Here is a 22,199-nt window from a genome sequence, read left to right on the forward strand (position 1 = left end):
GGGCTGTCGAACACGGCGGTCATGCTCCGTCATGCCCTCAGGAACGCCCTCATTCCGGTAATCACCATCATCGGCATCAACTTCGCCTCGCTGCTCGGCGGCGCTGTCGCGACCGAAACGGTATTCGCGTGGCCGGGCCTCGGACGGGCGACGGTCGATGCCATCCGTGTACGCGATCTGCCGGTCGTCGAGGGATGCGTGATGTTCCTTGCGTTTGTTTTCGTGCTGACCAACCTCATCGTCGATCTGTCATATGCATGGCTCGACCCGCGGATACGGCTCGACGGCTCGCAGGAGAAAGCGTGATGAATAAACCGGTTCGCAGACCCTCCAGTCTCCGGGCGCTCGTCCGATCCCGCAGCGCCGTTATAGGGCTTGTAATCGTAGCTCTCTTTATCTTCTGTGCGGCGTTTGCCCCCCTGCTGACTGGCCACGACCCGTATGAAGTCGACCTCAGCATCAAGGAGCTGCCGCCGTCCTCGACCAACCTCTTCGGCACCGACAATCTCGGCCGCGATGTCTTTGCTCGGGTCATGTACGGGACACGCATATCCCTCAAAGTCGGCATACTTGCCATGAGCATATCGCTCCTGATAGGTACGGCGCTCGGGGCGCTGTCAGGGTATTTCGGCGGGAAAACCGACTCATTCATCATGCGCATCACCGATGTATTTCTTGCCCTTCCCGCTGCAATCCTTGCGCTCGCGGTCATGGCAGTCTTCGAAAATCCATCGGTCAACAAGATTTTTCTGGTGCTTGGACTGATTGGTTGGACAACCGTGGCCCGTCTCGTGCGCTCGAGGGTCATGGAGATCAGAAACGAGGATTATGTTGTCGGCGCGGTGGCGCTCGGATTCAGCCCGATGCGGATTCTTGTCAGGCATGTGATGCCCAATGCCCTCGCCCCCATCATCGTCATGGGTACCATCGGAATCGCGGGAAACATACTTACCGAGGCATGGCTGTCGTTTCTCGGTCTTGGCGCCGAGCCGCATATTCCCTCCTGGGGGCGCATGATAACCGAGGGACAGGCTTATCTGGCGACTGCCTCACGGCCATGGATATATGTATTCCCCGGTGTGGCGCTCTTCCTGACCGTCATGGGATTCAACCTGCTCGGCGACGGACTGAGGGACATACTGGACCCGACGCTCAAAGAATGAGGAGGCAGACAAGCCTGATTTATCTGGAAATGAATCTGCAGTTCCCGGTGCCGAAGCCTCGGCATGGTGTCGGGAGTCACTGAAACGACGTCATTCCCGAATCTTTAATCGGGAATCCATATGCAGCTGCATAGACTTTTCATCTTTCGTTGTGACCACCTATGGTCATGGGGATTATTCATAAAAAAATATATTTAACCAAAAAGTAGGGGTAATTCATGAATTACTCCTACTCAAATCAGCGTAGATCCGCGCGATCCGCGTAAATCTGCGTTCTATCCTTTGCGGGCTAATAGATCGGATTAACAGTCGAAATCCCGAAAACATAAAGGGTATGCCATGATTCAACCTCAAAAAAACGTTCCCGTCGCCCAGTATACGAACTACAAAATCGGCGGTGTCGCGCGGGAAATGTATTTCCCGACGGATACGGATGAATTTATCGGGATTCTTAAACATCTCATGGAAAACGCCGTTCCCTATTATATCCTCGGAGGCGGAACGAACGTTCTGGTCGGCGACCGTTACTGGGACGGTGCTGTTATCATAACCATCGGGATGAACCGGTACGAAACATTCGACGACTGTATCGTATGCGGCGCCGGACTGAAATCGTCGCTCGTGAGCGAAATAGCTCTCGATCGCGGGAAAACCGGCCTCGAGTTCATGTATCTTCTGCCAGGAACCATCGGCGGGGCGCTTGCCATGAATGCCCGGTACGACATGAAAAGTATTTCGGACGTGTTCCTCGAACTGGTCGCCGTGCACCCGGACCGGGGTAAAAAAACCTTTCGGAAAGAAGATATTGATTTCGCCTATAAAAAAACCGGAATCATCCGGGAGGGTTGGCTCATCGCCGAACTGACCCTGTTGTGGGAGGACGGCGACAGCGACGATATCAGGAAGCACATGGCCGATATCGAGAGCCGCCGCACCGGGGATCACCATTTCGATTACCCCTCGTGCGGCTGTGTGTTCAAGAATGTCCACAGGGATAATATGCAGGCAGGACGGCTTCTCGATGAGCTCGGCCTCAAGGGATTCAGCGTCGGGGACGCGCAGGTTTCCCTCTACCATGCAAATTTTGTGGTCAACACCGGCAAGGCTACTGCAAGAGATGTGCTCGCGGTCATCGAACACATCGAGCGCGTGGTAAAAGAGAAAAGAGGAATCGAGCTCGAGCGCGAGGTGCAGCTCGTGGGGGCGTTTTAATCCGGTCATATTTCAGCACAGGGAGGTTGCCGATGTTGAGAATCGTTATATGGTATTTCCCCCTCGTCGTTTGTTTCGCTTCTCTCCTTCATGCGGAGGTTGTACCGATGACATCCCAGGAAGAAATCAGATTTATCAGGCATCTCATACCGCTTCCTCATGAAATTTCCATCAGACAAAAAGTCACCGTAAAGCCGTCCGATATAGTAATCACTCTTCGTAAAAACGCTACCGACATCGAACGGAATGCCGCCCGCGAAATCGAGGAGATGTTCCGTGTTAAAACCGGTTCCGTACCTTCCGGCAAAGGATTCGCTATCATCATCGGTGTCGCGGATAAGCAGGGTAAGCTCGATGGTGTGGCGATCAAACAGTATGGAAGGCTTGAATCCCTTCCCAACAGCGCCCAGGCGTACATCATTCAGCCGGAAGGAAGCACAGCGCTCCTGCTCACCGGTCTCGATGGCAGGGGTGTCTATTACGCGGCGGTGACGCTTCGTCAGCTCATGGAGCCGTTTATAACCGCTCAGACGGTTACCATTCCGTGCGCCGATGTGGTCGACTGGCCCGACATGGAAGAGCGCGGACTCTGGAACTTCGACCATCCCGAAGAATGGATACCGTGGATGGCATCGGTAAAGCTCAATTACGGCAAAATGGCGACAACACAGCTTCATACGGTCGAGCGGGGCAAGAAAAACGAGGCGACCATCGACAAAGACCTCATGCTGAAAGCCCGTCTCATGGCGTTTAACTATCTCCCGTTCATCATGCACTTCAATTTTCTCCACGATTACGGCCTCTTCAGGGCATACCCTGAGCTCGCGGGGGTTGGCGACAGCGCCCTTTCTGGAAGGTATTTCGCTCACAAAGGCGGCAATCAGCACCGTGTCCCGTGCACATCGAATCCGCTGTTTACCCGGATTCTCACCGAATGGATGACAAGCATCGCCTCGCAGGGAGCCGGCGAGATAAGCTGCTGGCTCAGCGAGCGTCCCGCGCAGTGCGGCTGTAAAGAATGTACCGCGACCGGGCAGTTCGTTCTCGAGGCGCGTGCTTGTGTCAATGCATGGCGTGAAGCACGGAAAACGTACCCCGATTTGACCATCCGCCTGTTCATATCGACAACCACTTCTGAGAAGTATTACCGGGTGCTTGCCGAAACACCGCCCGAAGTCAGGATCGAACGGTGCTGCGCATCCTGGGTAGAGCGGGTCACCCGCATGCCGAGGGATGTCTATGTCAATCCCCTCTTCGATTCATATGCCGCCGAGGGACGGTGGATAGCCAGTTACGATGTCCCGCTCGGCGCCTACGGCCGGGTGGATACACCCGAATACAAGGTTCCCTGCAGCTCGGCTCACCGTATCAGAGATTATGTGAGCCACCTCGTGCGTCGCAACTGGAAGGGCGCGTACGGCATGCTCGCATGGGGCAGTATTTACACCGGCGGTGACAAGGGGAAGGAAACGTACGGGTTCAATACAAACGCGCTTGCCGAGTGGTCATGGAACCTGAAAGGTCGCACGGAAAAGGAATTTGCCATCGCATGGGCCACCCGCGAAGGATACGAAAATCCGGAGGCTGTCGGCGAATGGTCGGAGCTCATGGGCCCTGTGGAATTCGATGTCTACGATTCCGAATTCCCCGTCGTGTATTCGTGGGGTCAGGCTGTTCAAATGGTCGAAAAGCGCACCCGGCCCTATCTCGGCGGGGGTATATTCAGATACTACACAAGCCCGGATGACTTCGACACAAAAATCGCCGCTTGCGACCGGGCGCTCGCTATTGCCGGGAAGTTCGGGAGCCCGCATCTGGCCAATGAAACCCGGGTCGTCCGCTCGTATGTCAATCTGGCGAAGTACATATACCTCATTGCCGAACAGGTTGCGACTGACTCTCTTACAACGCTCGAAAGCCAGGAAATCCTCCGCGGCAACCTCGCACACCTCAAAACTTGCGGGGAGGATAATACACTCGCAATCAAGACCTGGCGCACGGCGCTCGGCCCCGAGCCATGGCATTATCGTGTCTATGACGCCATCAAGGGCACCGAGACGACTGTTAATGAAATTGCAGACATAATCGCAGGAAAATATTTCTATTGAAAGGGAGGCAGACCGTATTTTCGAAAATATTCATAAAACATTTCACCACAAAGGCACTAAAACACAAAGACAACAACAGACATAATATATTATTTATACGATCTTTATAAATTGACAATCGTTCTTATAAAAAAGAGACAAAAACAAATCCGCGAAAATCCGTATTCCGTTCAATGCTCTGAATCGCGAATATGGTAACTTGAAAAAAAAGAGTATTATTAGAAAATATCTCTTTCGCTTCTCACTATTATTTTATATATTTACAATCTATACTTTGAAATTTTTAAACGGAGGTCATAGAGAATGTCACGTGAGTGCGAAATCTGCGGAAAAAAGCGCATGCTCGGCAACAATGTCAGTCATGCCAATAACAAATCGAGACGGGAATTCAGGCCGAATCTTGTCAATGTCCGTGCAAAGGTCGGAAAAACGACCATGCGGATAAGAATCTGCACACGGTGTCTCAGAAGCGGTAAAATCGTCAAGGCCTGAGACTGTCACGTTTCCTGAACATCCTGAGCGGTGAGCTGTGCTTTTTCATAGGAAGCACGGAGCGCCGCTTTTCTTTTTTCCCCGGTAATATCGTCCCAGGGGAATATAATCTCTGGCGGTTTATCGCTGTGTACGAGCCGGTTGATATCTATACCGTGCCGGACGAGCGCTTTTTTCCATGGAACCTCATCCCGTACCGTTTCAACGAGAGCCTTGCCGACCGCTCCGTCGCCGAGTGAAATGACCGCTTCCCTGACCGCAGTACGGACACTCATGGGCTTGAAGCTCAGGCCCGACATTTTCAGAAATCCACGCTTCAGGGTACGGTACACTTTCTCGATATATCCGGGCTCGGCCATACCGCACCACTGGAAGGGCGTCTGCGGCTTTGGAATGAAGGGATTGACCGACACGGTTATCTTCTTTCCGGGACCGCGAAAGATGCTGTGAATTTTTGCGGTAAGATCTATAATCGCGGTTATGTCCGACCGGCACTCCCAGGGAAGTCCCACCATGTAGTACAGCTTGAGACCCCGTATACCGGCACGATTACATGTTTTGACCGCATCGAGTATCCTGTCCTCGGTCAGATTCTTGTTGATTATCCGCCGTATGCGCTCGCTCCCGCCTTCAGGCGCGATGGTCACAGTCCTGAGCCCTCCCGCCGCGAGCAGCCCGACAAGTTCATCATCGATCATGTCGGCTCGGAACGATGAGGTTGTCAGGCCGAAACCGAGATCGAGCAATCCACGGAAAATCTCCTTGAGATGGCGATGGTCTGATACCGATGCTCCGACAAGCCCGATACGTCCGGCTTTTCCTTTATAAGTGCGGGCGTCGCGCAGCACATCGTCCACGGCACGGTGCCTTACGGGGAGATAGATATGACCGGCGGCGCAGAAACGGCAGCCGCGCGAACAGCCTCGGCCGACCTCGACCAGTCCCGCATCCTCGAACGCGCACAGCGCGGGATCGTCGAAACCGTCCAGCATGGATGAATCGATTGACTCAGGAGGTAAAGAGATATCAGGGGCGACCTGAACGTTTTCAGGTACTGGCGTACCTGTCATGGGGGTGAGTCGCCTGGCCGCCCCTGAAAATCGGTAAGACTGGAGAATCCGTAACAGTTCGGAGAAAAATGCTTCCGCTTCCCCGATACAGACAATATCTGCAAGAACCCGCGCGACGGAGGGATTTATGGTCGGTGCGGCGCCTCCGATCACTACGACGGGGTCATTGAGTTTCCGTTTCTCCTTTTCCGGTTCCAGATTGAGCGCCGATAGAATCCGCACGGCATTTCCGTAGAGGAGTTCGAACGGCACGCTTAGAGCTACAACGTTGTAGCACTGCTTTTCCCATGTACGGCACTCGAGGATGACACGTCCGGTCCGTTCGTCGTACCATCCCCAGTCTACGGTAACATCGTCCGCACAGGAGAATGTTCTGAACACCTGCCTGAATCCCGGCGAACCGAGCGCCGCCCGTTTATCATCAGGATAGAGCAGGAGTATTCCCAAACGCTCGTCGGTCTGGTTATCCTTCATCACACCTTAAAAGAGCGGTGAAAAACTTCTTTTTCGTGAGTCCGATGAAGAAATATCGTTTATCAAATATATGGATCATAACCTTTGATTACTGGTTTTCTCTTTTTGTTTTTTATTTTCTGCCTTCTGCCTTCTGCCTTCTGCCTTTTGTCTTTTGTCTTTTATCTTCTGCCTTGTGCCTTGTGCCTTTTGCCTTCTGCCTTGTGTCTTTATCACCTCTCCTTAATCGGCCGTTCTTCTCAGAAACGTCGGATAATCGAGGTCGTTTCTTCCGCCGCGCTCGAACCGTTTGATCGTTCCGCCCGTTACAACACGCTGGTCATGATCGTCCTTTACCATTCCCGCGGCATCCATGACTGCTCTCTTGATATCGAAGCTGGGGCTGCTGGCTTCGAAATCCACAAACGATGCTATATTCGGTTCTTCTTCCTGATTTTCCCCGACCGTATTGAATCCTGTGGCGATGACGGTCACCCTGACCTCATCCTTGAGATTCTCATCGAGAACAGCGCCGAAAATGATGTTTGCACCCTCGCCCGCTTCTTCGTAAATGAGCATGGCCGCCTGATCGATGTCGTACAGTCCCATGTCCGGCCCGCCGGTAATATTGAGAAGAACACCCCGCGCACCTTTTATAGAGACATTTTCGAGGAGCGGGCTGTTGATCGCCTGTTCCGCCGCGAGACGGCCGCGGTTTTCTCCGCCTGCCGAGCCGGTACCCATGATCGCGTCACCCATCTCTTTCATCACTGTCCGGACATCCATGAAGTCCACATTCACGATTCCCGGCACGTTGATGATATCTGAAATACCCTTGGTGGCCTGAAACAGCACATTATCGGCCATTTTGAACGCCTCCGTAAAGGGCATGTTCCGCTCGGCGATAGCGAGGAGACGCTGGTTCGGCACGACAATCAGCGTATCGACCACATCCTTGAGCGCGTTGACGCCCTGAACTGCGATCCGCTGCCGTGTGGCACCCTCGAAGAGGAAAGGCTTGGTTACGACGCCGACGGTGAGAGCCCCGATTTCCCGGGCGATTTCGCCGATGAGCGGCGAGGCGCCGGTACCCGTTCCGCCTCCCATTCCGGCGGTTATAAAGATCATATCGGCGCCCTGAAGCACCTCATAGATTTTGTCGCTGTTTTCTTCGAGAGCTTTTCTGCCCTTTTCCGGATCAGCGCCTGCTCCCAGACCCTTTGTAAGGTTTGTTCCTATCTGGATTTTAATATTCGCCTGGTTGATATCGAGCGCCTGTTTATCGGTATTCGCAGCGATAAACTCGACACCTTTGAGGTTGGAGTTTATCATTCGGTTCACCGCGTTTCCACCAGCGCCTCCGACCCCTATTACTTTTATATTCGCGGCCCCGTACATCGCCATGTCGATTTCAATATTCATAACTCACCCCTCCTTGATTCATTATATGAAATCCGAAAACCACTTTTTTATTCCTGTCACAAACCGGTTCATGGAACCGGGTTTATTGAAATCCTTAACCGTATCTCCGCTTGCCGCCTGCATACCATAGATAACCAATCCGAGCACGGTAGCATATGCCGGATTGTTGATAATATCGGTGATACCGCTGAATCCTTTGGGATACCCGACCTTTGCAGGCATATCGAATACCTGTTCCGCGAGTTCGGCGGTGCCCCGAAGGAGCGATGCTCCGCCGGTCAGCACGATTCCGGCACCGAGCAGGCTGGTATATTCATTGTTTTCAATTTCCTTTTTCGCCAGGGTAAAGAGCTCTTCCATACGGGGCTCGATAATAGTCCCGATAATATCGAGCGACACCATCCGCGGTTCCCGTCCGCCTGTGCCGGGGACATCAAAGGTTACATTTTTCGGAATCATGGATTTCAGAGCATATCCCTGCTCGATTTTGATCGCTTCGGCGTTTTCTACCGGCGTCCTCAGACCTATCGCGATATCCTGTGTGACGTTCTTGCCTCCTATCCCGATAACCGATGTATATCGTATGGCATCCTCGTGGAAAACAGCCAGGTCGGTCGTTCCGCCGCCGATATCAAGAACGGCGCATCCCAGTTCCCTCTCGTCGCTGGTCAGCACGGCATAAGCACTGGCGAGCGGTTCGAGTACGAGCTCGTGCACTTCGATACCCGCGCGGTTCACGCATTTCACCACATTCTGTATCGATGTCATCATCCCGGTGACAATGTGTACTTCCGCTTCGAGACGGACACCGGAGATGTCGAGCGGATTCCTGATGCCGTCCTGGTTGTCGACGATATACTCCTGGGGAATGATATGGATAATCTCGCGGTCTTCGGGAAGTCTGATCGCCCGGGCCGCATCGATGACACGCTCGATGTCTTTTTCGGTAATGGTATGATCGGGCCGCGATACCGCAATAACCCCGCGTGAATTGAGCGACTTGATATGGTCGCCCGCAATCCCCACATAGGCATCCCGTACCTCTACACCTGCCATAAGCTCGGCATCGTTGACCGATTTTGTGATACCTTCCACGGTTTTCTCGAGATTTATCACGACTCCCCGTTTGAGACCCTCGCACGAGCTCGTCCCGACGCCGATGATAGTCGGCTTGCCATCATCCTCATACCGGGCGATAACCGTGGCGATCTTGGTGGTCCCGATGTCAAGCCCCACTATTATATTCTCTTTGCTCATTTCAAGCTCCTGAACTCGTTCATTTTCTGACAATAACTTTTTCGCCAAAGCGAAGGTCTACAGCTTTAGCGTCGTTCCTGCGCCAGGTCACTTCATTGATCACTTTTTCAAGGTTCGGAATCTTCTGTTTCCAGTCGCGATCTCCGATGATGACCTGCAATCCATTGTCGACGAGGCTGATACCCATATCCGCCGTGTTCGACACATCAACTTCAGAAATCCTCGCATATACGGCAGGCGCATCTTTCGATATCCGGTCGAGCATCTTCAAACCGGTCAGAAGCCGTGATTTCACCGTTGAGTCCGAGAGCGACGTAACCGACTTGATACCTGTAACAATCGGCAGCGTCTCCACCATATCGGCCCCGATATGGGGAAGAGGAACGCCATCTTTATCGACGCCGACAAGGGTATTCATGTTCAACAGCGCGACAGGTTTCCTTTCCCGAACCTCGATGACGATTGTATTGGGCAGTCTCCTGTAAACAATGATATTCTCTGTGGTAAACGCTGTTTTAAGCGATTGTGAAATATTCTCAAGGTCGAGGGCAAATATATTTGTTCCGGTCTCGATACCGGCGGTTGTCATGAGCTTTTCGGAATCGAGATACTGCGCGCCTTTAATTTTCACATCCCTGATATTGAATACCGGATACGACGCAATCATGCGAACAACCGGAATCCCTGCAAACCAGAAAACCGCACATAGAACGGCGCATCCGGCAAGGAAACGGACAATACCGCCGCCGAAACCTCCTGATCCGCCCCCGGACCTGTGCGAGCCGGGAGATTTTCGCCTCGAAGCAACCTGTCTCTGTTTCCACTTCGGGCTGTTGTTTATTTTTTCGGACGTTCTTTTTTTCATGGCTTTCTTTATTATGTTTTATCCGTAGTGTTGGTACAACCGTCTTCTTTCAGCATTCCGAGCAATTCCGTTCCGACACGGTATATATCCCCTGCACCGTAGGTGATAACCATGTCGCCGTCACGGACAATCTTTTTCACCGCACGGGCAACCTTATCCCGGTTTTCGATATATGTCACATTCCGGTGCCCGGCGGCCTGTGCAGCATCCGAAACAAGCTTTCCGGTTATCCCTTCGATCGGTTCCTCGCGCGCGGGGTACACATCGGTTACAACGAGCACATCGGAATTCATGAAAGCCCGCCCGAATTCCTCGTGAAAATCACGGGTTCGTGAATAAAGATGCGGCTGAAAGACCGCGACGACGCGCCGGTCAAATCCGGCCCGGACACCCTTGAGGCTCGCAATGATCTCGGAGGGGTGATGGGCGAAATCATCGACAACCATAACGCCGCATTCCTCCCCTTTTATTTCAAACCGGCGCTCGACCGTCCTGAACTCTCCAAGCGCCCCGGAAATGGTTTCAAACGGCAGCCCCATCTCGATTCCGACAGCGACAGCGGCAAGGGCGTTCCTGATATTATGAACTCCCGGAATGCCGAGGGAGATGTTCCCCAGGCACGATCCCCGCGAGAGAACATCGAACGATGTATTCACTCCCCTGAACACCACATTTTCGGCCCGGACATCTGCCTGTCGGGATATACCATACGAGACCATCCTCCTTGTCACGTCGGGTATGATACCCTGAACGCCGCTGTCGTCGATGCAGAGTATTACCGAGCCATAAAACGGCACTTTGTTGACAAATTCGAGAAACGCGGCGCTTATATCATCCATATCCTGGTAACAGTCGAGATGCTCGAGATCGATATTCGTAACCACGGCAATGACCGGCGTGAGCTTGAGAAACGTCCTGTCGTACTCGTCCGCTTCGAGAACAAGGTAATGTGACTGCCCGATTTTCGCGCCGCCGCCGTATCCGGCCACCCGTCCCCCCACGATAATGGTGGGATCGATGTTTCCTTTGGTAAGCACCAGCCCCGTCATGGACGTCGTGGTCGTCTTGCCGTGTGTCCCGGCAATACAGATACCGTATTTCATGCGCATGAGTTCGGCGAGCATCTCCGGTCTTCCGATGACGGGGATTTTACGCTCGCGGGCGGCTATAATTTCATGATTGGTCTGCCTGACAGCGGAGGAATACACGACAACGTCTCTCCCATCCACATTTTCGGCCTTGTGTCCTATAAATATGCGGGCGCCGAGGGATTCAAGCCGATCGGTTACCGGCGTTTTGCGAAGGTCCGATCCTGTCACGGTGAAACCGAGGTTCACAAGGATTTCCGCAATACCGCTCATACCCGAACCGCCGATTCCGATAAGGTGTATATTCCTGACGCGCTGTGTCAGTGGTCCAAGAAGCATGAATACTCCGATCTGCCGTTAATTACTTCCATACCGCTCAATGATTATTCCTGCGATATCGCCCGCCGCATCCTTTTTCCCGAATTTTTTCGATGCTTCCGACATTGCCCCGAGACGCTCCCCGGACATCACAATTCCGAGAATCTCCTGCGCGAGCACCTGTGACGTGAGGTCGCGTTCGAGGATCATGGACGCCGCGCCGGCCCGGACAAGCGCACGGGCATTGTGCTCCTGATGGTTCGCCGCAGCGGTCGGGAGCGGAATAAAAAGCGCCGGAATACCGCACGCCGTAATCTCCGCTATGCTCATCGCCCCGGCGCGGGCAACCACGAGGTCAGCGGCTGCATATGCCTGTTCCATGGTGTCGATATAGGCCAGAACCCTGATTCTTCCCCCGGAACGGCCATCGTAATCTGAATATATCTCATGTCCCAGATCGCCGGTCTGCCAGATTACCTGAATATCACGGTCGGCGAGCGAATCAACTATCTCCGAAAATGCCCTGTTGATTGCACGGGAACCCTGACTTCCGCCGAAAACAAGGACAGTTTTTTTGGAGGGATCGAGACCGAAAAACCGCGCTGAATTTTCACGCTGTGCGACATCGATACCCTTCCGAACCGGATTACCCGTGACAACTGTCTCTGCTTTTCCGTTGAAAGAGGGAACCGCATCTTCAAAACCGAGAAACACGATGTCTGCAAATCTCGCCAGTTTGCGGTTGGTAACTCCCGGAAATGAATTCTGCTCCTGAATGACAAAGGGGATGCCCAGGCTCCATGCGGCAATCATCGGCGGCCCTGAAACATATCCTCCGGTGGCCATGACCACGGTAGGCCTGAAGGCGCGGAGAAGCCTGCGCGACCTCAGAATCGAAACGCCCAGTTTCCATGCGAAACCTGCCAGAGCAGGGGAAAGTTTTCTCGGCATGCCCATGACCGGCAGGCCCTCGAACGGGTAGCCCCAGCGGGCGACGATCCTGCGTTCATTGCCCTTTGTTCCGCCCACGAAGAGAACCTCGGTGCCGGGCTGCCTTTGGAGTATCTCCTCGGCAACCGCAAGAGCGGGATATACATGGCCGCCTGTTCCGCCGCCGGCAAACATGATTCTCACGATACCACCCTCCTGTGGAGGCGGATGCCGAATTCGTAGGACAAACGCCGTTCGTAACTCCCCTGTTTGGAGATGTTGAGAAGAATCCCCGTGGCGCAGAACAGGAGAAGCAGAGACGAGCCGCCGTACGAAATGAACGGCAGCGTCATTCCGGTTGTCGGCAGAACCGCCGTGGCGACGCCGATATTGATAAACGCCTGAAAACCGACCATCATCGAAAGCCCGGAGGCAAGGAGAAACCCGAACATATCAGGAGCCTGTGAGGCAATTTTCAGGCCGCGGTACACAACGAGCAGTAACAGGCCGAGAATTGCGATGGTTCCTATGAAACCGAGCTCTTCAGCAAGAATCGAAAATACGAAATCGGTATGACTTTCGGGAAGAAACAGATACTTGAGCCTGCTGTTCCCAAGGCCGAGGCCAACCAATCCCCCGCTCCCGATACCGATGATGGACTGATGTATCTGGTACCCGGCTTCGGAAGTGAAATCGGGGTGGATAAACGTTTCCCATCGCTGTTTCATGTACGGCACAGTGCTGACAATAAAGATGAGGGAAGCGAAAGCCGGGGCTGAGATGAGCATCAGATGGAGTAGCTTCGCCCTGCCGATGAACAGAACATATAAACCGGTCACGAGGATAAGCCCGGCCATGCCCAGATCGGGTTCAAGCACGACAAGTATGAACGTGGTGCCGATTATCGCAAGCAGCGGGAGAAAACCCTTCACGAATTCGCGCACCCGTTCGCCCATTCCGGCTATGGTTGCGCTGAGATACATCAAAAGGAATATTTTCATGAATTCGGACGGCTGAAAAACGAGCGGCCCAAGCCGCAGCCAGCGGTGAACATGTTTCCCGGTCGCATACTTCTGTATCAGGAGAACGATAAGTGTGAAAAATCCCACGGCCAGAAGTATCGGGGCGATTTTCATATAACCGCGGTAATTGATCTTTGTCAGGAACATCATCATAACAAGCCCGAGCACAAGCCGGAATGCCTGTTTTTTAAAGAAAAAGGCTCCGCTGCCGGTTCGTTCCATCCCGAGATACATGCTCGAACTGTACACCATGACGAGCCCGAATGCGGCAAGAATCAATACCGATGTGAGAAGCCAGACATCAACACCATGATTATCGTTCATAAATACTCCGTACCAGCCGCATAACGTTCGATTTTTTCACACGAAACTGCTGACACATGCCAGAGATCAGAATTATTCTTTCAAATAGACTATGATTTTGCAACCGCAATTATCGCCATGATAATACCGGCGATATAGAACATTACGAGACCGACTCCCGTAACCATCAAAAGAACATTGAGCGCCCAGGAGCCCACGTTCCTGGCAATTTTCATGGTACTCTCCATGTTATCGTATCTTAAACGTGGTCAAGGCAATGACCGCAAGAAAAAAACCGATGATCCAGAATCGCACGACGACCGTTTCCTCGGCCCAGCCAAGGAGCTCGAAATGGTGGTGCAGAGGCGCCATTTTAAATACCCGCTTGCCCCGAAGCTTGAACGAAGCAACCTGGATAATGACCGAAAGCACCTCTAATACAAAAACTCCGCCGACGAAAATAAGCAGGATTTCTGTTTTACTCATGACAGCCATTGCCCCGAGCGCTCCCCCGAGCGACAGCGCCCCGGTATCGCCCATGAAAACCTTCGCCGGGTGAAAGTTAAACCACAGAAAACCGAGAGAAGCGCCCACTATGGAAAGGCTGAATATGGTCAGCTCTCCGCATCCGGGTATATAGAAAACATTCAGATAATCCGCCGTGGTGACACGGCCGAGCACATAACAGATTATCGCGTATGTTCCGGCGGCGATGGCGACAAGCCCGATGGCGAGTCCATCGAGACCGTCGCTCAGATTCACCGCATTCGAGGTTGCTGTAATCACAAGAATCACCATCGGAATGTATATATACCATGCAGAGTAATTGAACGCATAGTTCTTGAGGAACGGTATCATGGTCATCAACTGGTGCTGATCGCCGGAGTCGAAGAAATAAAGAGAGCTTCCGACAATACATCCTAGTGCAATCTGCCCGATAAGTTTATATTTCGCTACGAGCCCTTTACGCATTTTACGCTTTGCTTTGAGATAATCGTCCAAAAATCCGACCGCGCCCATCCAGACTGTCGAGAAAACGGCAAGGAGCACATATATGTTATCAAGCCTCGACCAGAGCAGAGTGGGGACAATAACTCCCGCGAGGACAATGATTCCGCCCATCGTAACCGTTCCCTCCTTGGCCAGATGGGTCTGGGGACCATCGCTCCGGATTTTTTCATGAACCTGCCATCTGCGGAGCCATCTGATTATTCGCGGGCCGAAAACAAAAGCCACCAGCAGCGCCGTTATCATTGCATAGCCGGCGCGAAAGGTGATATAGTTGAAAATATTCAGCGCCGTAAAGTGAGGTATCAGCGGTACGAGCAGATGATAAAACATAGAATTTCCTCTTTATAAACCCGCCACGATTTTTTCCATTCCGAGCGCCCGGGAACCCTTGACAAAAACAACATCACCCTGACATGCGATCTGTCTGATAAACCCGAGAGCATCTTCAGGATTTTCGAAATTCATTATCCTGTCGGGATTCATTCCCGCATATAACGCACCCGAAGCATACAGTCCGGCCGATTTTCCGACAAGACACAGGTACGCAATTCCAAGCGATCCGAAAAGAGTTCCGATTTCACGGTGCGATGATGTGGATAACGTTCCAAGCTCGAGCATATCCCCCAATACTGCGATTTTTTTACCGCCGCCGGATATTTCCGTATTGGTAAGTACCTCGGCGGCGGCTCTCATTGAAAGGGGGTTTGCGTTATATGAATCATTGATGATGTGTATGCCGCCCCGCTCGATGCGTTCCATTCTCATGGCAGGCGCACCGACTGTTTCAAGTGCATGAGCGGCTTCCTGCTTTCCGGTGCCCATGACTCTTCCGACGGCATAGGCGGCAAGAGCGTTATATACATTATGGGAACCGGGTATTAACAGCTTGACTGTATTTCCCTCGATCTCGAACGCAGCACAGCCATCCTTCTCAATAACCACATGCCGGGCGCGAAAGTCACCCTGCGTCTTGATGCCGAACCGGACAATCCGCGCCCTGCATCGCGGCAGGCGTGCCTCAATAAGCGCATCGTCACCATTGACTATAGCTGTTCCCTTCTCGTTGATCGATTCCAGAATTTCCGCCTTTGCATCCGCAATGGCATCCATATCCCTGAAAAATTCCATATGCGCCGGCCCCACGTTCAACAGGACAACGATATCGGGCCGTGCGATTCCGGCAAGGTACATTATTTCACCGGGGGCGCTCATGCCCATCTCGAACACTGCGCATTTATGATCCCGGCCGAGGCCGAACACAGAAAGCGGAAGGCCGATCTGGTTATTGTAATTCCCCCGTGTCGCATGAACGGTAAAACGGCTTTCGAGCACGGCACGCATCAGCTCTTTGGCGGTGGTCTTACCGCTTGTCCCGGTTATTCCTATCACTTTCCCGGTAAACATCGAACGATATTCACGGGCGGCGCTTCCGAGAGCTTTGACCGTATCCCCAACGAAAGCAACGGGCACCCGAGCAGGGATTTTTTCACGGGATGCCGCATTAACCACTGACAGGACTGCTCCCGCTTTGTCTGCCCTGTCAACATAATCGGCGCCATCGAACCGCTCACCCCGTACCGCGAAAAACACATCGCCTTTCAGCAGCGACCGGGTATCGGTGGATACACCTGTGACATCCTTACCGAGCAGAGCCCTGTCAATCCGTTCCGCAGTTGTGCCAATGCTTCCGAGAAGCCTTTCCAGCGTATAACCTTTCATATCCCTGACCTCAGAATCTGCCGTGCTGTCTCGGCATCGTCAAAATGGAGTCTTTTACCCCCAATAATCTGATAATCCTCATGACCTTTTCCGGCAATAACAACCGTATCGCCCGGTTCCGCAAGCTTCAGGGCGCGCCGGATCGCTTCCGCACGATCGGGAACAGTTTCATAACGGCAGTTCTCCGGTATACCCCGTACAATTTCGCTTATTATAGCCATCGGATCCTCGCTTCTCGGATTGTCCGATGTCACCAGGGTTATATCGGCGAGACGGGCGGATATTTCACCCATCATGGGCCGTTTGCCCCGGTCGCGGTCTCCGCCGCAGCCGAACACCGATATGAGCCGGCCCTTTGCGAGCTCACGTACCGAAGAGAGTATCCTTTCAAGCGCATCGGGAGCATGGGCATAGTCGACGATGACAGAAAACGGCTGTCCCTCGTTCACCGTTTCGTACCGGCCCTTCACCGGTTTCATGGTTTCAAGCCCCCGGACGATCACTTCGGCGGGGAAACCGCACGCAATTCCGATTCCAGCGGCAGCCATTGCATTGGAAACGTTGAATTTCCCCGGAATGGGAAGGTGTATTTTAAAACGTCCGGCAGGCGTGGAAAATTCACATTCGGATCCATGAGGAGCCAGTTCAGCAGTAACAGGCCGGATATCGCTTCCTTCGGTAAAACCGTAGGTAATAACCCGTCCGCCCCTCGACACCCTGATAAAGTGGTCGGCGTAAGGATCGTCACGGTTGATGACAGCCGTCGAGTCTCCGGGAAGACTGCTGAACAGGATACCTTTCGCATCGAGATAATTCCCCAGATCGCCATGGAAATCAAGATGATCCCTCGTGAGATTGGTCAATGCAACCGCCCGGAATTGTATCCCGTATACACGCGAGAGCGCAAGCGAATGTGAGCTGACCTCCATGACACATGCCGCCTGCCGTGCCCTGACCATTGCCGCAAGATAAGCGTGGATATCGGGCGCCTCGGGAGTAGTGTTGCTCGACCTGATTTCTTTTCCGGCAACGAGATGTTTTATGGTTCCTATGAGCCCGCAGTTCAGCCCGCCCGATTCAAATATCGATTTAACCATGTACGAAGTTGTCGTTTTCCCGTTCGTCCCGGTGATGCCGGTCATTACAAGCGCTTCCTGGGGACTGCCGTAAAAACGGTCCGAGACCAGCGCCATCGCTTTTCGTATATCCGCCACACAGACAACGGTCGCCTCGCTCCGCAGGGAAGAATCATCGGTCAGTACGGCGACGGCTCCGTTTTTGACAGCTGCCGGCACAAAGATGTTGCCATCGTTCGTAAAACCTCTCACCGCCAGGAATAATGTACCATGAGAGACCTTCCGGGAATCATACTCGATCGATTCGATGTCGACCTCGGGATTACCCCGTATATTGATGGCTCCAAGGCCACCGACCAGCTCACTGAGTTTCATATTACCTCTTGCTGCACGCTAACATGCATACCGTTCCATTCCTTACATATGTACCGGCACGGGGATTCTGCTCTTTTACTACACCCGACCCGGAGACAGTCACATCGAGATTGGCATGAATAAGGTCCTGAGTCGCTTCTCTCAGAGACTTGCCGATGAGATCGGGAACCTTGATAAGCCCTGCCTGAACCGTCATAAGGGTATTACTGTACAGTTTCACGACGGTTCCCGGATTCAATTGCGCCCCGGGAAGTGGAGACTGTTTATCCACAACGGTCGAATCGCCATATACTTCGGGATTGAGCCCGAGATTGCGTATGCTTTCCACCGCCTCGGAAATCCTCTTCCCTTTAACGTCGGGAAGCCGGACCGTTATCACCGTATCCTCAAGGGCGTTTTCGGCAATCAGGTCATTCCAGGGAGTATCAGCCAAGTTGAGCATACGGTTGACTATATTTCTGAATACCGGCGCTGCAACCTGAGAGCCGTAGTAAACGCCTTCCGGGCTGTCGATCATAACAAGACAGACAATTTTCGGGTCACGGTCGGCGACGAAACCCACAAACGACGACATGTACTGACCCGGAACATATCCCTTTGCGCCTTCCCTGATACACTGCGCCGTACCGGTCTTTCCGCCGACACGAACATGAGGGATGGCGGCGTTTTTCCCGGTTCCCCGTTCCACAACGCCGACAAGCAGTTCGGTCATCCGCGCCGCTGTCTGCGGAGAGATGACATCGCGCACTTTCTGCGAAGAGAAGGTTCGTCCGGGGCGTTCGGGAGTTCCAATGACCTCTTTTACGATATGAGGCATCATCAGCGCGCCGTTATTTGCAATCGCCCCGTACGCCATTACGATCTGGAGCGGGGAAACAGCAACGCCCTGACCGAAGGAGATTGTGGGAAGCGAAAGCTTGGACCACTGGCGCGGATTCTCGAGGCGTCCGGGTGTTTCATAGGGATAGTCAATTCCGGTGATCTCACCGAATCCGAAGAGACGGGCACGTTCATAGAGCATCTTTTTCCCGATCATGTCGGCAATCTTGACCGTACCGATATTCGAGGAATGGATAAATACATCACCGGCCGGAACAACGGAAAGCTCATGCGTATCGTTTATTATATGGCCCGCAATCTTGTACTTTCCATTTTCACAGTTAATCATGTCATCTTCGCTTATAATCCCTGATTCAAGCGCTTCGGAAAAAGTGACAATCTTGAATGTCGAACCGGGTTCGACCATATCCGTGACAAGCCTGTTTCGCATGAATTCGGGTTTGGATGCATACGTTCCCGAATCGTTGGGATCATAGCGGGGGACATTAGCCATTACGAGGATTTCGCCGGTTCCGGCATCGAGGACAATTGCTCCGCCCCACTTCGCCTTATACTGACTGACGCAGGTTTCGAGCTCTTCTTCGGCGATATCCTGGATTTTCGAATCGATAGTCAATATGACATCAAGCCCTCTCAGGGCCTTTACAATCGGTTTATCGAGAGACTGTTCCGTTCTCCCCCGGGCATCCCTGAGAAGGGTCGAACGACCGTTACGGCCCAGCAGATCATCGTTGAAAAACAGCTCGCACCCTTCGATACCAAATCCGTCAACATCCGTAACCCCTATAACCTGAGAACCTACCCTGCCGAGAGGATAATACCGTTTGAAATCAAACTGTTTTTGTAATCCCGGGCTTTTCACCTTGTCGAGCTTATCGATAACCGAAGGCTCGGCAAGCCTCACAATCCACTGGAATTTATCATTATCAAACATGCTGTTGACGGAATCGATGCTTTTACCGGTAGCGTTCGCCACAGCACAGACAACGTCGACACGATTCTTGACCATCGAGGGCATGATTCCGTAAGAGGCCGAGGGGCTGCTCGAAGCCATCACGATACCGTTCCGATCCATGATTCTTCCGCGCTGGGCTTCTATATCGAACGGTTTAAACCGCTGTTCATAGGCCCGCAGGTCATACCCTTCATGATTCACTATCTGAAGAACGACAAGTTTCGCAATCAGTCTCATCCACATGATGATAACGAGAACCAGCATGAATTTCTGTCTCGTCACATATGAACCGGTATGCATATCCGCAACCTCATTAAAAACTTTACTCTTTACGTTAATCCGTTTTATTGAAACATCATCTGGCCAAAAGCCGCGATGAATTAATTACACATGGTATATGTTGCCGTGCTGACTCGTTTTATCGACCGCAGAGAACGAAGAACGCGTCGAATTTTGGGCGAAATTGATGATTTCTCTGTTATATATAGTTATTGTTCTGTAATATTGATGATTTGATATTACCTCCGCATCCTGTACGTTCTCTGCGGCGAATGCGATATAAGTATATTGTTGAAATTTACATATTGAATAATCGTACAACGCTCACTGTGAACAGAAACTTATCGGTATCGTGTTTCATATGGCGTCACGGTCAGAACAGTTTTTCGGGCGCTCCCTCCGGCATTTCAAGCCCGAGTTGCTCGTGGGCAATTTTTTTGATCCTGCTTCCCTTTTTCAGACCGGCAACATCAAATTCGAGATGGGAAATCTCAAGGGCAACTTCTTCGTTTTTCTTTCGGACTTCCCAGACTTTCTTCTCGAGGGTGAGAATTACCAGATTCGCGCTCAGATAAAACAGCAGAAATACCGTTATGGCAAAAACCCACAGATAAACCCTTATCCGCCTGTTCCCTCTCACTTTTACCGGTTTCATCCGTCTCATGCCGTATGTCATGACACACCTGCCTTTTCGGCAACACGCATACGGGCGCTCCGTGAACGGGGATTTCGCCTGATTTCCTCTTCCGAAGGCTCTATCGATTTTCTGGTGACGAGCCTGATGTCCGGGATACGGCCGCAGCGGCATTCGGGCAGGTCGGGCGGACAGATACAGGGATCGGCGTGCTCCCGCATAAAACTCTTTACCAGACGGTCTTCGAGAGAATGATACGATATCACGCACAAACGTCCTCCGGGCTTCAGTAATTCGAGGGCGCCGTTCAGCCCTTCCCGGAGCTCGTTGAGCTCATCATTGATGTATATTCTTAATGCCTGGAAAACCCGCGCCTTGCTCTTCTGAGGCATTCGGGGACCGACAGCCTGCTCGATAATCGAGGCAAGTTCGGCAGTAGTTTTTATGGGGTGCGAGGCGCGGGCCTTTACTACAGCTTCTGCGATTCTGCCAGCCCTGCGTTCCTCACCGTAATCGCTGAAAATCCGTGAAAGCTCATGAGCATTTTTCGTATTTATGACATCAAAGGCAGTTTCTTCATTAAAGCCCATAGTCATGAGGAGCGGGCCATCATGCCTGTAGCTGAATCCTTTGGACGGATCATCAATCATTTTAGAACTCACCCCCAGATCCATCAGAACTCCGTCAACTGCACCGACATGGTTCCCTGTAATATCGACAAGCGAGGAAAACCTCGCCTCCCGGGCGCTGAACCGGTCACCGTAACCGGTAAGGCGTACCGTGGCATAACCGACAGCCCCGGGGTCACGGTCGATACCGATAACCGTACCCCCGCGTTCAAGTATCGCCCGGGAATGCCCACCGCCGCCAAGTGTGCAGTCTATATACAAACCACCCCTGACCACACGAAGATACCGGATAACTTCGTCCGTCATGACGGGAATATGGTAATCGTCCGATATCACGTCTCATACCCGGAAACCCGGTTAAGTATCCACAATCATTAATCATAATTTTATCTATCAACCACAAACCAGTCTTCTCAGAATATCCCGATTTCCCGTATCGTAGAATCGACGCTCTCGTCCTGCATCCACGACTCAAATCTGTCCGGCGCCCAGACAAAGGCGCGGTCAACCGCACCGATAATCACAGCCTCGTCCTTTATCCCCGCCGCTGCAAGCAACCGTGACGGAATGGTGATGCGGCCCTGGTTATCAACCGTGGACATGTGGGAATCCTGGCTCAGCTTTAAAATGGCACGCCATTTATTTTCTTTTTCGCTCTCGAGAAACCGCTGCTGAATGGTATCGCTCCAGTATTCCTTGTTGAAAAGCAACAGATGACCCTCGGGCAGATAGACCACCGCAACCTCGTCATACTCGTTGGGAGCCAAAGCTTTCCGCATCGGGGCAGGAATGCTGATCCGTCCCTTTGTATCGACTTTGTTATCGCTTCTTCCGGTAATACCGGCGCTTTTCAGCATCGAACATTCACCTGTTTTTGTAACCGACATTTATCAGAATACGGCGTCATGTCAAATCCGTTTCAGACATCATTTCAGTTTTCCGCTCCACAATTTTTTCCGTATATGCGCCTAAGAAACA

The 22,199-nt window shown here is 52.5% G+C and carries 19 protein-coding genes; 5 read left to right on the plus strand and 14 right to left on the minus strand.

Annotated elements, in window-relative coordinates:
- From LLG96_11010 to rpmB, 5 genes are all read left to right on the plus strand, one after another.
- Positions 1–306, plus strand: a 306-nt coding sequence (locus LLG96_11010; GenBank protein ID MCE5250736.1) for an ABC transporter permease, incomplete at its 5' end; no start/stop codon positions are given.
- Complete coding sequence (locus tag LLG96_11015) at positions 306–1,163, plus strand: ABC transporter permease (protein MCE5250737.1); 858 nt, start codon at positions 306–308, stop codon at positions 1,161–1,163. The genes LLG96_11010 and LLG96_11015, both read left to right, overlap by 1 nt.
- Before the next feature lie 339 nt (positions 1,164–1,502).
- The gene (murB, locus tag LLG96_11020; GenBank protein MCE5250738.1) at positions 1,503–2,375 is read left to right on the plus strand and encodes a UDP-N-acetylmuramate dehydrogenase; all 873 of its coding nucleotides are present in this window, start codon (positions 1,503–1,505) and stop codon (positions 2,373–2,375) included.
- Between the two features lie 32 nt (positions 2,376–2,407).
- Positions 2,408–4,483: a glycoside hydrolase family 20 zincin-like fold domain-containing protein gene (locus LLG96_11025; protein MCE5250739.1), complete on the plus strand. Its 2,076-nt coding sequence runs from the start codon at positions 2,408–2,410 to the stop codon at positions 4,481–4,483.
- Between the two features lie 303 nt (positions 4,484–4,786).
- Positions 4,787–4,975, plus strand: a complete 189-nt coding sequence (gene rpmB, locus LLG96_11030) for a 50S ribosomal protein L28 (protein MCE5250740.1) — start codon at positions 4,787–4,789, stop codon at positions 4,973–4,975.
- 5 nt (positions 4,976–4,980) lie between these two features.
- Here the strand turns inward: rpmB and LLG96_11035 are convergent, their stop codons facing one another.
- The 14 genes from LLG96_11035 to LLG96_11100 form a co-directional block, all read right to left on the minus strand.
- Complete coding sequence (locus LLG96_11035; GenBank protein MCE5250741.1) at positions 4,981–6,519, minus strand: radical SAM protein; 1,539 nt, start codon at positions 6,517–6,519, stop codon at positions 4,981–4,983.
- Between the two features lie 222 nt (positions 6,520–6,741).
- Complete coding sequence (ftsZ, locus tag LLG96_11040) at positions 6,742–7,920, minus strand: cell division protein FtsZ (GenBank protein ID MCE5250742.1); 1,179 nt, start codon at positions 7,918–7,920, stop codon at positions 6,742–6,744.
- A 21-nt stretch (positions 7,921–7,941) separates the two neighbouring features.
- On the minus strand, positions 7,942–9,177 hold the full coding sequence (gene ftsA, locus LLG96_11045; protein MCE5250743.1) for a cell division protein FtsA: 1,236 nt from the start codon (positions 9,175–9,177) through the stop codon (positions 7,942–7,944).
- Between the two features lie 19 nt (positions 9,178–9,196).
- On the minus strand, positions 9,197–10,042 hold the full coding sequence (locus LLG96_11050; GenBank protein ID MCE5250744.1) for an FtsQ-type POTRA domain-containing protein: 846 nt from the start codon (positions 10,040–10,042) through the stop codon (positions 9,197–9,199).
- An 11-nt stretch (positions 10,043–10,053) separates the two neighbouring features.
- Entirely contained in the window at positions 10,054–11,454 is a 1,401-nt protein-coding gene (murC, locus tag LLG96_11055; protein ID MCE5250745.1) for a UDP-N-acetylmuramate--L-alanine ligase, read from the minus strand.
- Between the two features lie 33 nt (positions 11,455–11,487).
- Positions 11,488–12,573, minus strand: a complete 1,086-nt coding sequence (gene murG / locus LLG96_11060) for an undecaprenyldiphospho-muramoylpentapeptide beta-N-acetylglucosaminyltransferase (protein MCE5250746.1) — start codon at positions 12,571–12,573, stop codon at positions 11,488–11,490.
- A gap of 5 nt (positions 12,574–12,578) precedes the next feature.
- Positions 12,579–13,724, minus strand: coding sequence for a putative lipid II flippase FtsW (ftsW, locus tag LLG96_11065; protein MCE5250747.1), 1,146 nt, complete (start codon positions 13,722–13,724; stop codon positions 12,579–12,581).
- Positions 13,725–13,952: 228 nt separating this feature from the next.
- Positions 13,953–15,044, minus strand: a complete 1,092-nt coding sequence (mraY, locus tag LLG96_11070) for a phospho-N-acetylmuramoyl-pentapeptide-transferase (protein ID MCE5250748.1) — start codon at positions 15,042–15,044, stop codon at positions 13,953–13,955.
- A gap of 12 nt (positions 15,045–15,056) precedes the next feature.
- Positions 15,057–16,433 (minus strand): UDP-N-acetylmuramoyl-tripeptide--D-alanyl-D-alanine ligase, encoded by a 1,377-nt coding sequence (murF, locus tag LLG96_11075; GenBank protein MCE5250749.1) that lies wholly within the window; start codon positions 16,431–16,433, stop codon positions 15,057–15,059.
- A complete protein-coding gene (locus LLG96_11080) occupies positions 16,430–17,884 on the minus strand; it encodes a UDP-N-acetylmuramoyl-L-alanyl-D-glutamate--2,6-diaminopimelate ligase (protein ID MCE5250750.1) in 1,455 nt (484 codons plus the stop codon). Before LLG96_11080 ends, murF begins: the two co-directional genes overlap by 4 nt.
- Position 17,885: 1 nt before the next feature.
- Positions 17,886–19,979, minus strand: coding sequence for a PASTA domain-containing protein (locus LLG96_11085; GenBank protein ID MCE5250751.1), 2,094 nt, complete (start codon positions 19,977–19,979; stop codon positions 17,886–17,888).
- Positions 19,980–20,331: 352 nt separating this feature from the next.
- Positions 20,332–20,634, minus strand: coding sequence for a hypothetical protein (locus LLG96_11090; GenBank protein ID MCE5250752.1), 303 nt, complete (start codon positions 20,632–20,634; stop codon positions 20,332–20,334).
- Positions 20,631–21,557 (minus strand): 16S rRNA (cytosine(1402)-N(4))-methyltransferase RsmH, encoded by a 927-nt coding sequence (gene rsmH, locus LLG96_11095; GenBank protein ID MCE5250753.1) that lies wholly within the window; start codon positions 21,555–21,557, stop codon positions 20,631–20,633. Before rsmH ends, LLG96_11090 begins: the two co-directional genes overlap by 4 nt.
- A gap of 77 nt (positions 21,558–21,634) precedes the next feature.
- A complete protein-coding gene (locus LLG96_11100; GenBank protein MCE5250754.1) occupies positions 21,635–22,078 on the minus strand; it encodes a hypothetical protein in 444 nt (147 codons plus the stop codon).
- Positions 22,079–22,199 lie beyond the last annotated feature (121 nt).

This window comes from bacterium, assembly GCA_021372535.1.
In the GTDB taxonomy this organism is placed as follows: domain Bacteria; phylum Latescibacterota; class Latescibacteria; order Latescibacterales; family Latescibacteraceae; genus JAFGMP01.